The sequence below is a fragment of the Pseudomonas sp. Root562 genome, from assembly GCF_001427125.1.
Classification (GTDB): Bacteria; Pseudomonadota; Gammaproteobacteria; order Pseudomonadales; family Pseudomonadaceae; genus Aquipseudomonas.
The window spans coordinates 161,381-174,422 of the sequence record NZ_LMGK01000006.1; the positions used below are offsets into that span (position 1 = coordinate 161,381).

The following is a 13,042-nucleotide window of genomic DNA, read 5'->3' on the forward strand; positions in this document are numbered from 1 at the left end:
CTTCGCGGCGGACGATTTCGTCGTCCTGCTGGGCATCGGCCAGCACGGTCGGTTCGAAGAAGAAACCATTGCCCTCGACCGCTTTGCCGCCAGTGATCAGGCGAATGTGCGGCTGGGCGATGGCGCGTTCGACGAACCCGGCGACGCGGTCGCGGTGTTGCGCGGTAATCAATGGGCCGAGCTCGGTCGCCGGGTCATCCTGCACGCCATATTTGATACTGCTAACCGCCGCGCCAAGCTTCTCGACGAACTTGTCGTAAATGCCCTCTTGCGCATAAATGCGGCAGGCGGCGGTGCAGTCCTGGCCGGCGTTGTAGAAGCCGAAGGTACGGATGCCTTCGACGGCGGCGTCGATGTCGGCGTCGTCGAAGATGATCACCGGGGCCTTGCCGCCCAGTTCCATGTGCATGCGTTTGACGCTGTCAGCGGTNGTCAGCGGTGCTGGAAATGATGTTCGAACCGGTGGCGATCGAGCCGGTCAGCGACACCATGCGCACTTTCGGGTGAGTGACCAGCGGGCTGCCGACGCTAGGACCACGGCCGAACACCAGGTTGAGCACACCGGCCGGGAAGATGTCCGACGCCAGTTCGGCCAGGCGCAGGGCGGTCAGCGGGGTTTGTTCCGATGGCTTGAGCACCACGGTGTTGCCGGCGGCCAGGGCCGGGGCGATTTTCCAGGCGACCATCATCAGCGGGTAGTTCCACGGCGCGATGGAAGCGATGACGCCCACCGGGTCGCGGCGGATCATCGAGGTGTGGCCCGGCAGGTATTCGCCACCGGCGTCGTTCAGCGCGGCGCTGTAGGGTTTGCCGCAGTTGTCCGATTCCAGTTTGGCCAGCTCTTCGCCATGGGCCTCGATGGCATCGGCGAGTTTGAGCAACAGCAGCGAACGCTCTTTCGGCGGGGTCTGCGACCAGCTGTCGAACGCAGCATCGGCGGCACGCACGGCGGCATCGACCTGGGCTTCACTGGCTTCGTTGATTTCCACCAGCACACGGCCCAGCGCCGGGTTGAATACGGGTTGGGCGGGGCCTTCGCCGGTAATGAGTTGGCCGTTGATCAAGAGTTGGGTTTGCATGGCATTGTCCTCTTCAAAATTATTGTTTTTGTCCGTAGAAACCGGTCCCTGTGGGAGCTGGCTAGTCGGGTCGCCGCATCGCAGCGATAGCGGTGGATCAGCCAACATCTTTGTTGAACCTTTCGGCCCCATCGCTGGCAAGCCAGCTCCCACAGGAATTCGGTTCCCACATTGGGAAATGGGGTTGTCAGTTACCGACCACGACTCTTTGCGACGCTTTGGTCTGTGGTTTCGAGAACTTCCACGCATCACCCGCCGGTGCCGTGCCTTTGTCGTAAGGCTTGCCCAGCAGCATGTAGACCAGACCGGCACCCATCACCACCAGGGTGGTCAGGATCATTGAATAGTTGATGTACCACGGCGCATCCGGCGAGCGCGGCCAGACCATGTTGATGATCGCGCAAACGCCGTAAATCAACGCCGCCAGGTTGATCCACAAGCCCCAGGCACCGAGGGTGAATTGACCATTCGGGCGCCAGCCCTTGGCGCGGGCGATCAACGCGGCGACCACGATCAGCTGGAACGCCACGTAAATACCGATGGCCGCAAAGCCGACAATGGTGGCCACGGCGTCGGCCATGAACATGCCCAGGCAGACAATCGCCGCCGGCACCAGGCCGCTGACCAGCAGCGCGAACGATGGCACATGGTTTGCCGACAGACGCTTGAACAGCGAACTGCCGACGATCATTTCGTCCCGGGCATAGGCGAACAGCAACCGGCTGGCGGCCGCTTGCAGGCTCAACACGCAGGAAATGAACGAGACCATCACCACCGCCATCACCAGGCGCGAACCCACGGGGCCAAACGCGTTGGCCAGGATGGTCGCGACCGGGTCGGTGTCTTCGCCGGCCAAAACCTTGGCCATGTCCGGAACCGAAAGGATCAGCGCCAGGCAAGCGAACATCGCCGCCGCGCCGCCGATGTAAATGGTCATGCGCATGGCTTTGGGAATGCGTTTGCCCGGGTTCGGAGTTTCTTCGGCGACGTCGCCGCAAGCCTCGAAGCCGTAGTACTGGAACAGACCGGCCAGGGACGCCGCGAGGAACGCCGGCAAGTACGAACCATTGACCTCAAGGTTGAAGGTGTCAAACAGCACGCTGAACGGTTGATGACGCTCGAAGATCAGCAGATAGCCACCGACGAGAATCGCCCCGACCAGCTCGCAGAGAAAGCCGAACATCGCCACCTGCGCCAGCAACTTGGTGCCCACCAGGTTCAACGCGGTGGACAGCAGGATGATTGCCAGGGCGATGTAGATGTTGGCCTCGGGACCGGGGCTGAAGCCCAGCATGATCGCCAGATACGGCCCGGCCCCCACCGCGACCCCGGCGATAGTGGCGCACAAGGCCCAGGCATACACCCAGCCGACCATCCACGCCCAGCGCTTGCCCACCAGGCGACGAGCCCAAGGGTAAACACCGCCGGAAATCGGGAACTGCGAAACCACTTCACCAAAAATCAGGCACACCAGCATCTGCCCGGCACCGATCAACAGATAAGACCAGAACATTGGCGGGCCGCCGGCAGCCAGGCACAAACCGAACAGGGTGTAGACGCCGACGACGGGCGACAAGTAGGTAAAGCCCAGGGAAAAGTTCTCCCACAGGCTCATGCTGCGGTTGAAATCGGAGCTGTAGCCGAGGGCGCGCAGTTGTTCCGCGTCCTGGTCGACGCTGCTGCTTGCACGCGTGTTAGATGAGCCACTCATGTTATTTCCTCATTATCAATGGCAGTGGATTGCGGGTACTCGATCCTGTGGGAGCCAGCCTGCTGGCGATGGGGCCCTCACGACCGCCATCGCCAGCAGGCTGGCTCCCACAGGGGATTGCGTCAGGCTTTGGCTTCGTCGTCGTATTGGGACAGCCACTCCACCGCCGCGTCGCGGTAACGGCTGAACCCCTTGTAGTCGACCAGTTGTTGATTCAAGTCGCGCAACACGCGGTGCATGCGCCGGGCCCACGCCGGATTGGTGGCGATGTCTTCGAGGCTCAACAGGTAGGTGCGAATCGGAAAGACAATGGCGTTACTGCGTGGCAGGCGATGCAGCGGTTGCAGTTCGATGCGCAGATACACCAGCTTGCCGGCGTTTTCGGCGGTGACGATGGTTCGGTCGGGTGCCCATTCCGGCAGGCTTTCAGCCGACACTTCCAGACGCGGGTTGACCGTCAGCGACCAGTTCAGGCGACGCACCGGGTGGCCGATACGCAGGCGCAGCAGGAATTTCAGGGCACGGTCGAGCATGCCGATTTCCTTCACCAGCGGTACCGGACCGTGGAATTCTTCCCAGCTCATGCCGAGGTTGAAACGCAGCGAATAGTCGGCACGCTGAGTGGCGATGCCGGCACCCCAGTACAACGTGCCGTCGCGTTCTTCCTGCAAGACCCAGTCGCCCTGAGCCTGACGGGTCACGTATTCCATTGGCTCATAGGGCAGGGTGGTCGGGTCGCCAAAGGTGAAACGGTCGTCGATGCCCAGCAGCCGGTTGGTCCAGTGCCACTGGCGACCGTCGCGCTCCAGGCTGAAGTACTGCGGGTAATCCCGGGCATAGGACTCCATGATCAATTCCAGAAGGTCCCATTGCGCCTCCATCATGTGCGGTGCCGAGACATAGTGCATGCCCGGGTCTTTCTCCAGGGTGATGGCGCGATCGCGGCACTCGCTGATGTAGTGCTCGTCGATATCGAATGCGGCGCGGAATGCACCGTCGCCCACCGAGACATGCGGTTCGAGGTTCATCGAATACATGTACTCGTCATCGGGAAACGGGAAGGGCGCGCGCGCGATGGTTTCCGGGCTGTTGGCGAAGGTGTAGTCGTCGCGGTAGGTTTCGTCGGGATTGAATTTTATGTTCATTGTTTTTTCTCCGTCGATCAGAGGTCGATGACCAGGCGATTGCATTTGGCGCGGGATACGCAGGGCATGATTTTCTTGCCACTGGTCTTGTCGTCGTCGGACAGCCAGTCGTCGCTGTGCAGCAGTTCGCCGTCGAGTTCCAGTACGGGGGTTTCACAATGCCCACAGGCCCCGCCACGACACAGGTAAGGCATGCTGAAGCCCGCGGCTTCTACCGCTTCGAGCATGGTCTGGTCGGGTGAGACCTCGATGGTTGTGCCGCTGCGGCCGAGGGTGAAGCTGAAGGCTTCGCCGCCGCTGCTTTGTTCCAGAAAACGTTCGAAGTGCACATGGCTGTCGGTCCAGCCAAGGTCGCGAGCGCACGCCAGGGTGGCATCGATCATGCTGTCCGGGCCGCACACGTAGACGTGACTTCCCAACGCACGGTCGGCCAGAATCTTGCCGATTTCCATGCGCGATTCGACACCCTTGCGGTACAGATGCACCTGCTGGCCATAGATAGCCTGCAACTCTTCGCCCAATTGCGCATGTTCTTCGCCACGCACTGCGTAATGCAGCTCAAACGGCACCTTGCTCAGGCGCAATTCTTCCAATTGCGAAATCACCGGGGTAATGCCGACACCGCCGGCGATGAACAAATGCAGGCGCGCCTGTTTGATCAACGGGAAGAGATTGACTGGCGGAGTCACCTCGATCATGTCCCCTTCGTTCACCGAATCGTGCAGCGCGACCGAACCGCCGCGACCGCTTTCCACCCGACGCACGGCAATCTGGTAGCTGCTGGTGTCGTAGGGCGAGCTCAGGAGCGAGTAGGGGTTGCGCAAAGTGTTGCTCTGATTGGCGATCAAGACCACGACGTGACTGCCACCGGAGAACGCCGGCAAGTGCGCGCCGGTCGGCGAGACCAGGGTGAAGCGTTTGATTTCCGGGGTTACCGCTTCGATGCGGGCCACACGCAGATTCAAAGTCCCATTGTTCTGGCTCATGTATCGAGCTCCTCGGCAGGGGGTAGTTCGCCCGGTACTTCGGCGTCGGCCTTGACCGCCTGAAACGCTGCCAGGCGCCGGGAATAGTGATCGCGCACCACCAGCGTCAGGCCGCAGCCGGGGCAGTCGTAGACACGTTGGGTGACGTTTTCGGTATAGGTGTCGCAGTGCACGCACCAGACCCGGCGCACGAGGGTGCCGGAGTGCTCGCGCAGGACTTCGTCGCGGTTGAGGTCGAAATGCGTGGCCACTTGCATGGCGCTGCCGAGGAAGCTTTCGGAGCCGGCCAGATACAGGCGGGTGCCCATGCGGGCATCGGCGAGCAGCACCTTGAGCGCGTCGATCAACGCTTGGTTCGTCTCAACGACCTGCAATGGCAGATCGGGGTGGCGCTGCTGCAAAGGTGCGAGGAAGTCCTGCCCGGAAAACGACTCGCGGGAATACAGCAAGGTAATGGGGCAATCCAGCTCCACCAGTTCGTCCAGCAAACGCAACATGGCACGACCGCCGCTGCCTTGCCCGGCAACGATATGGCGCCTGCCTCCCGGTAATGGTTGCAACCGGTCATAGACCGGTCGGCTTTTGATCCCGGTGATCAACATTCTTATTATTCCTCCTGGCTAGCGAGCCGGCGTTTGGAAGCCGGCTGCGATGCAAAGCCCAACGATGGTGGGTTGCAGATAGCAGGAGCACAGGTCGTGCCAAGTGATTAACTTGTTGAAATATAAGGAAGTATTATTTTTGCTGGACTGCGATGCAGGCAAAAGTAAGCAGATGTGTATGCGTTTTTGCAGCGGCTGGAGGAGTGCCGGACAGCGCACAATCCCCGCGGAACCGCCTGACGGCGGTCAATCGCGCTGCAACTTGCGAATCAGCGTGCCGATGTCGATGCCCAGGTGCTGCGCCGCCTTGCGTTTGCTGCCACACAGGTCCACGGCCTGGAGGATCACTTGGCGTTCGAACTGTTGAACCTGAAGCTTGAGGTTTTGCTCCGGGTTGTCTTGCGTCTCGACCTCCACGAAGGAAGGGCTCTGGTGCTGCGGCGATCGCTGCGGTTCCAGCAGTTCGGCTGGCAGGTGATGTTCCTGCGCTTCATCGTCGGCAAGCACCGCCAGCCGCTCGAAGATGTTCACCAGTTCACGAATATTGCCGGGGAAGTCGTAGCTCATCAGACGCTTGCGGCAGCCGCTCGACAGGCTCAGCGACGGCTCGCGGTCGCCATTGATGCGACTCAGGAGAATATCGATCAGGAACGGCAAGTCATCCCGATGCTGACGCAGCGGCGGAATTTCAACCGGCAGCACGGCGAGGCGATAGTAAAGGTCGGCACGAAATTCGCCGATGCTCACCAAATGGCGCAGGTCTTTGTTGGTGGCGGCGATGACCTGCACCTGTACGGTCTTGCTCAATGGCGAGCCGACTGACTGGATGGTGCTGTCTTCCAGAAACTTCAGGAGCTTGGCCTGCACATGCAGGGGGATTTCGCCGATCTCGTCGAGAAACAATGTCCCACCCGAGGCCGCCTCGATATAGCCCTGCTTGCCGCCCTGCAAGGCGCCGGTAAAGGCGCCGCGCTCGTAGCCGAACATCTCCGATTCGAACAGGCTCTCGGGAATGCTCCCGCAATTGACGTGAATGAACGGCCGGTCACCCCAACCGGCCGCCCGATGAATATGCCGGGCGATGGCGGTCTTGCCGACCCCCGGTTCACCCAGCAGCAACAACCGTGCGCGCCGGCGAAAAGCGCGCACGCCGGTATCGGCGATGCTCGACAGTTGCGGGGAAAGATGCAGGGCATTGTCCTGAGGATCTCGCAGGCCCTGGGGTTCTACCGGTCGGCCGCCAAGGGCGGCTCGCCGCTGTGGCTGGCTGCCGTCGAAGTCTTTCTGGGTCAACATGCGGAAGGGTTTTTCGTAAGCCCCCGTGGGGATCGCATGCGTGCTGCTGAGCAGCACGCGACCTTCCCGCGAGCGGGTCAACGCGCTGTTGCCGCCACGATTCAATGCAGCCAGCAAATCGTCGTAGTTCAACGCCGAACGCTGGAAGAAATCACTTTCCGACAGCCCGACGGCTTGCTGTTTGGAGAGCCGGTTGACCCGTTCGGCGGCCAGATTGAGAAAGCGCACCTGGCCTTCGCCGTCCGTCACGATCAGCGCTTCGCTGAAGCTGTCGAGCAAGGCGTGCAGCGCTGGAGTTTGCAGCAGTGCACCGAGCACTTCAGTGCTGACATTGACCGAAGAGCGCATGCCCATCTGCATGGTTGGAGGCAGGTTGGTATCTTTCATGGGTGCAACTCTTCGGTGCGGCGAACGCCCTGGCTTTGGCGGAACACCGCTACCCGCCAGGCCACGCCTTCACGGATCAGGATACGCGAACAATGCACATTGAAGTGCCGTTCGCGCCCGCCAAGGCCCGGCAGGGGCAGGCTGTGCCAAGTGCGCTCGGGCAGGGCGTTATCCAGCAACAATCGAGCGATGCCGGCACCTTGGGTGATCCCGAAGGTTTCTTCGAAGGCTGCGTTACGCCATTGCGGTTGCAGGTGTTCATCGATCACCAGCACCGCGTCAGGCACCGCATCGAACACCCGGCGCAGGGCATCGATGCGTTGCTCGGCGTCGTGCTGCATGCGCAGTTCCTGGCTGACGTCGCGAATACTGCCCCACATCCGTAACAGCTGGCCGTTGACGATGGTCGCCCGAACATCGTTTTCCACGTAGGCGGGCGAACCGTCATGGCGACGGTCCACCGACAGTGCGCAATCGACGGTGAATCCGGCTTCGATCAAACGCCGCACGAACTCTTCGTTGGCCGGGCTGCGCGGCCAGTACAGTCGCACGGGTTGCTGGTTGAAATCGACATCGGACGGCATCTCGTAGACATCGGCCATTGCCCGGTTGCACAGGCGCCAATGGGAGTCGTTTTCGAACACCTGGCGGACGATTTCATCCGGGGAATTGTTGATGTCCACCGCCTCGGCGAACTCGATGCACCAGTAGGCGACCTTGGCGCTCTGCAGCATCTGGCTCATCACCTCATTGGCGTTGTGCATTTCCCGTAGCCGATGGCCCAGCACGCCGAGCGGGATTTTCAACAGATGAAGACGTGCCGGTTGCACTGTCCGCCATTCCAGCAAGCCGCTGGCAATCACGTGCAACAGCCCGCCGTTGCGGCGAATCAGGGTCAATTCCTGGCTTTGGACCTGTTCATCGGCCGGTGGGTTGGTAAACAGCGAATGCACAGCACGCATCGAGTCGACGCTAAAGATGCGTTCGATCGGCTGGTCGAGCAGTTCCTCGGGTGCATAACCCAATTGATCGCTCAGGCTGGCGGAAAGGTTGAGCAGGTGCCCGTCGGCACTCAGGGTACTGGCAAGAGGCTGGGCTTTTCTGGCCAGCAAATTCAGGATATCCATCGATGAGTCGACTCACTCTGGTTTATGGGGTTCCTGGATGAAAAACCACAGGCAATAACAGGAGGGCATTTCGCATGCCAACTCAAAAGCCTGCGAACAGGGAGCAACGCAACAAGGTACTTTGTCGACTGCTGCGATATTGCAGCGAAATGTGCATTTATGCAGCGCATGAGTCGAGCTTAATACGCGAAGATCGTAGGCGGTAGGCATTCCGATGAGTGAAGTATGGGCATAGCATTTTTCAATCCAGCGGTATTTGCCACAGGATGAAATCGGTCTAAAAACAGCAACCCACACTTGTAGTGCTTTGCTACTCTGAAGGTGTAGGTGAAAACGCAGACTGATGCGCAAGCGGATAGCGAGGACGCGTGGGGCGCGCTCCGAAGGGTACACGGTTAGAAAGATCTCCGCGCTGAGATCCAGCCCTTATGCCGTGTGAAGCAGGGCAGCGCAAATAGCTGTTTCTGTGGGAGTCCTGATAAACCTCGTAAGCCAGAGACCAGCACTGGCCACCTACTTGGCTCTCGAAGCCGACTTGTGCAGCTGCGAACAAGCAGTTCGCCAAGATCAAATGCCCCGCCTGCCGGGGCATTTGTTTGTCTGCACTATTGCATCAAACCAGATTGATCGTCACGTCGATGTTGCCACGGGTTGCCTTGGAATACGGGCAAGTCTGGTGGGCAGCGTCCACCAATGTGCGGGCCAGTGTTGGCTCAACACCTGGCAGGCTGACGTTGAGACGCGCCTGGAGGAAAAACGCGTTATCGGTCTTGCCCAGATCGATTTCGGTCGCGACGCTGACGTCAGCCGGCAAGCTGACCTTCAACGCCGCCGCGGCTTTGCCCAGCGCACCGATAAAACAGGCCGACCAACCGGCACCCAGCAATTGCTCGGGATTGGTGCCACTGCCGGAAGAGCCCGGCGGGGAGAGCTTGATGTCCAGGCGCCCGTCGTCACTACGCGACTCGCCTTGGCGACCGCCGGTGGTGACAGTCTTGCCGGTGTACAGCACGGTATCGATTTGATTGATCATGAAGTGGCTCCTGCGGGGGTTGAACGGCGACCCGCGCACTTTTTCACTTTCATGTACACCGTATGTGTCCTGGGCACGCGATTGTGTATCGCTGTGTAGTTTCCCTGGCCTCGAATACAGATCGATACAAATCCCTTCCTGAGCGCCTCAGTTATTGTCGGGCCTGCGCCGATTGCCGGTTGTGGACGATCTGCTTCGGCCCGGCCAAAGCCCAGGCAATCAGTCCCAGCAACGGCACAAACACAATCACCACCATCCACACACCCCTGGTGCTCGCCTTGCCCTCGCTCTTGCGTAGCCGATTGATCGCCCACAATTCAATAATCAATAGCACTGCCGCGAGTACGATCCACGTTGGTTCGAAATGCATGTGTCACCTCCTGATGGTTAAACGGTTAGGTGAACATGGACCGGCAGGGTTCATTAAATTTTGCGGATTGCTACGACGATCAAGTCCTTCCGATTGCCGCAGCCGAGGGGCGAAAGGTCCTTCAGAAATCCACCGTCGCCGACAGTTTCAGCGTCCTGGGCTCACCTTGAGTCAGGTAGTTGTTGGAGGTCGAAGCCGACGACCAGTACGCCTTGTTCGCAACGTTTTCGACGTTGGCGCGCAAGGTGATGTATTTGTCGTCGGCCGTGAAGCCGAAGCGGGCGCCGAGGTCGACGCGGGTCCAGGCCGGGATGCTCAGGCTGTTCGCCGCGTTGACGTATTCGCCGCCGGTGCGCAGCATGCGAGCGTTGAGCGCCGCGCCTTGAATGCCCGGCACGTCCCAATCGGCGCCGAGGTTGTACTGGAAACGTGGCACGCCAGCGGCGCGGTTCCCGTCGTTGAGACCGTTGGAGGTTTTCTTCTGTTCGGTGTCCATCCAGGTCGCCCCCGCAAGCACGCGCAAGCCGTCCAGCGGTTCGCCGAACACATTCAGTTCTACGCCTTTGTTCACTTGCTCGCCGTCGACGCTGAAGGTCGGCAAGCGGTTACCGGTGACGGTCGAGGTCGAACTGTTCGGCATCTCGATGCGGTACACACCCAGCGTCGCGCCGAAGCTGTTCCAGTCCAGTTTCACCCCGGCTTCCGTCTGCTTGCTGCGGTTGGGAGCGAACACTTCATTGGGGTTGGTCACGCCGGTGGACGGCGAGGTCGGGCCTTGTTGCAGGCCTTCGATGCGGTTGGCGTAGAACGACACATGCTCCCACGGCTTGATCACCAGACCGTAGACCGGCGTGGTGATCGATTCTTCGTAATTGGCCGTACGCGCACCGCTGGTGGTGTTCCAGGCGTCGACTTCGAGGGTCTGCCGACGCACGCCGAGGGTTAGCAGAATGCGGTCGTCGATGAACCCCAAGGTGTCGGACACCGCTGCACTCTTGACCCGGTTCTTGCCGACAATGCGCGGATCATGAATATCACTGCCGAAATAAGTGTTAGTCGGGCGCGGCACCTGTACCGGGTTGTACAGATTGCCGTTGACGCGGTTGGCCACCAGGATCGCCTCGAATGCCGAACGTTGCTCGCCCCAGGTGCCGGACAAGCCAACGTTCATCTGATGCGAGACCGGGCCAGTGTTGAAGTGGCCGTTCAAACCGGCAATCGCGCTTTTGTTGTCTTCGTCGTGGGGTGAATAGAGAAAGCCGACTTTACCGCTGCCGTCGTTGGCGACGTATAACGACGAATACTGGCCGTTTTCCCGGGTGTGCTTGGCACCTCCACCGGCGTAGGCCGTCCAGTTGTCGTTGAGGTCGTATTCGCCGTTGACCATGCCGTAGGTGTCTTCGAGCTCCGACCAGGTCCAGTCCTGGGCATAGTTGTCCTTGGCCGATGGCGCGTGCGGGACTTTGGTGCCGGTCGGGTAGACCACCGAGCGCCCGTTGTTGATGCGCTGCTTCTGATAGCCAAGGTCGGTGGAGACGCGCAGACGCTCGCCGCGATAATCCAGGCCCACGGCGATCAACTGGGAATGCTCGCTTTCATCGTCCACGGCAGTATCGCCGCCGTGCTGGGCGAGGTTGACCCGCGCGCCGAAACGGTTGTCATCACCGAAGCGCTGGCCGAGGTCGATGTGCCCACCGACCTGGCTGTCACTGGCGTAATCGAGGCTTGCGCTGCGGGTGGGAGTGTCCTGCGCGCGCTTGGGCACCAGGTTGACGCTGCCGCCAATGCCGCTGCCGCCTGGCGCCACACCGTTGATGAACGCATTCGGGCCTTTGAACAGCTCGACCCGTTCCAGCGCTTCGGTGGTGATGATCTGCCGGGGTAGAACGCCGTACAGGCCATTGAACGAAATGTCGTCCGTGGTCAGTGGCAGGCCGCGAATGGTAAACACCTGAGAAAAGTTGCCAAAACCTGCGGACTGGCGCACCGACGCATCGTTGAGCAGCACGTCACCGACGGTTCGCGCTTGCTGGTCCTCGATGGTCTTGGCGGTGAAGCTGACCACGCTGAACGGCACGTCATTGATATCGCGATTGCCCAGCACCCCCAGGCGCGCTGAGCGGGCGAGCTGGTCACCCGCATAGGTGTCCGCTTCGCTTGCCACGCCACTGACCGTGGTGGCGCCCAATTCCAGCGCTGCGCCGCTGTTGACCTGGGGTGCCACGGTGTAGCTGTCGGCCCCGGTGGCAATCAGCGAATAGCCACTGCCTTGCAGCAAACGGGCAAAACCGGACGGTACGGTGTAATCACCTTGCAGGCCCTGGCTGTTCTTATCTTTCAGCAAATCGGCGTCGAACGACAACAACACCCCCGACTGCGCTGCGAACTGTGCCAACACACTGGACAGTGGCCCGGCGCCGATGGCGTAAGTGTGGGACGTAGCGCTTTGGCTGGCTTCGGCAGCCCAGACGCGGTGTGCGGGGGCGATGGCGGACAGGGCAATGGCCAGGCTCAGCAGATTCATGGGGAGCCGGTGTTTGCAGCGGTTCGAAAGCGGTCGGGATGTCATTCGGCAATGCCTGCGCAAGCAAAGGAAAAAGGAAACTTTCCCAACACACCGAACGGCCGCGAAAAAGGTATCAACCCCTTGGACAATATTTTCGCAAAGGACGCGACGCATGTATCTGAACGTATCTCCATCGCCAACCATTACTTGCGCATACAAAAACCGCACTGCGTGACACGCCAGCGATACACGCAAGTCGCCTAATGGAGCAGCCTCACAACGGCACCCCGCGCATTTTTCATCCCGCGCTCATTGGAGAATTGCGATGTCCCGAAATAACAAAACCAACGCCGCCAGCCTGCTCGGCGCCGCTATTGTCGCCGCAGCACTCACCGCGTTCAGCGGTCTGTCTCAGGCCCAGGAAAACAAGGCAACCGCCGACGCCGGCCAGGCCCCTGCCAAGAGCTGGCAGACAGGCATCAAGCGTACCGATCTGGTGCGTCACGACCTGGATGTAGAAGGGCGAGAAGTGATCCAGGTGCTCGTCGACTTCGAACCGGGCGTGGTCTCGCCAAAACACTCGCATCCCGGAGTCGAAGTCGCCCACGTGATTGCAGGGACATTCGAATACGAAATCGAAGGTCAGCCTAACGTCACGCTCAAGGCCGGTGACTCGCTGTACATTCCCGCCGGCGCCGCCCATGTCGCGAAGAACGTCGGCAAGGACAAGGCTTCGGAACTGGCGACCTACATCGTCAAGAAAGACACGCCGTTGCTGAAACTGGAAAAATAAACGTCAA

The 13,042-nt window shown here is 60.5% G+C and carries 10 protein-coding genes and 2 pseudogenes; 1 reads left to right on the plus strand and 11 read right to left on the minus strand.

Annotation, left to right across the window (positions count from 1 at the left end; genetic code table 11):
* The 11 genes and pseudogenes from ASD60_RS29350 to ASD60_RS07695 form a co-directional block, all read right to left on the minus strand.
* Window positions 1-430: pseudogene (locus ASD60_RS29350) on the minus strand (aldehyde dehydrogenase family protein); the annotation flags it as partial.
* Between the two features lies 1 nt (window position 431).
* A pseudogene (locus ASD60_RS29355) lies at window positions 432-1,079 on the minus strand (aldehyde dehydrogenase family protein); the annotation flags it as partial.
* A gap of 187 nt (window positions 1,080-1,266) precedes the next feature.
* Entirely contained in the window at window positions 1,267-2,790 is a 1,524-nt protein-coding gene (locus tag ASD60_RS07655; RefSeq protein WP_056853425.1) for an APC family permease, read from the minus strand.
* A 122-nt stretch (window positions 2,791-2,912) separates the two neighbouring features.
* The gene (locus ASD60_RS07660; protein WP_056853426.1) at window positions 2,913-3,935 is read right to left on the minus strand and encodes a heme-dependent oxidative N-demethylase family protein; all 1,023 of its coding nucleotides are present in this window, start codon (window positions 3,933-3,935) and stop codon (window positions 2,913-2,915) included.
* Between the two features lie 17 nt (window positions 3,936-3,952).
* Window positions 3,953-4,921 (minus strand): PDR/VanB family oxidoreductase, encoded by a 969-nt coding sequence (locus ASD60_RS07665; RefSeq protein WP_056853427.1) that lies wholly within the window; start codon window positions 4,919-4,921, stop codon window positions 3,953-3,955.
* Window positions 4,918-5,523 carry a dimethylamine monooxygenase subunit DmmA family protein gene (locus ASD60_RS07670; RefSeq protein ID WP_056853428.1) on the minus strand — a complete coding sequence of 202 codons (606 nt, stop codon included), beginning with the start codon at window positions 5,521-5,523 and terminating at the stop codon, window positions 4,918-4,920. The genes ASD60_RS07665 and ASD60_RS07670 overlap by 4 nt, the downstream gene beginning before the upstream one ends.
* A gap of 246 nt (window positions 5,524-5,769) precedes the next feature.
* Window positions 5,770-7,206 (minus strand): sigma-54 interaction domain-containing protein, encoded by a 1,437-nt coding sequence (locus ASD60_RS07675; RefSeq protein ID WP_056853429.1) that lies wholly within the window; start codon window positions 7,204-7,206, stop codon window positions 5,770-5,772.
* Window positions 7,203-8,333 (minus strand): PAS domain-containing protein, encoded by a 1,131-nt coding sequence (locus tag ASD60_RS07680; protein WP_056853430.1) that lies wholly within the window; start codon window positions 8,331-8,333, stop codon window positions 7,203-7,205. Before ASD60_RS07680 ends, ASD60_RS07675 begins: the two co-directional genes overlap by 4 nt.
* Before the next feature lie 613 nt (window positions 8,334-8,946).
* Window positions 8,947-9,366 carry an organic hydroperoxide resistance protein gene (locus ASD60_RS07685; protein WP_056853431.1) on the minus strand — a complete coding sequence of 140 codons (420 nt, stop codon included), beginning with the start codon at window positions 9,364-9,366 and terminating at the stop codon, window positions 8,947-8,949.
* Between the two features lie 151 nt (window positions 9,367-9,517).
* Window positions 9,518-9,736, minus strand: a complete 219-nt coding sequence (locus ASD60_RS07690) for a PLD nuclease N-terminal domain-containing protein (RefSeq protein WP_056853432.1) — start codon at window positions 9,734-9,736, stop codon at window positions 9,518-9,520.
* A gap of 121 nt (window positions 9,737-9,857) precedes the next feature.
* A complete protein-coding gene (locus ASD60_RS07695; RefSeq protein ID WP_056853433.1) occupies window positions 9,858-12,305 on the minus strand; it encodes a TonB-dependent receptor in 2,448 nt (815 codons plus the stop codon).
* A 262-nt stretch (window positions 12,306-12,567) separates the two neighbouring features.
* Here ASD60_RS07695 and ASD60_RS07705 point away from each other — a divergent pair, with 262 nt between their 5' ends.
* Window positions 12,568-13,035, plus strand: a complete 468-nt coding sequence (locus ASD60_RS07705; RefSeq protein WP_056853435.1) for a cupin domain-containing protein — start codon at window positions 12,568-12,570, stop codon at window positions 13,033-13,035.
* The last annotated feature ends 7 nt before the right edge of the window (window positions 13,036-13,042 follow it).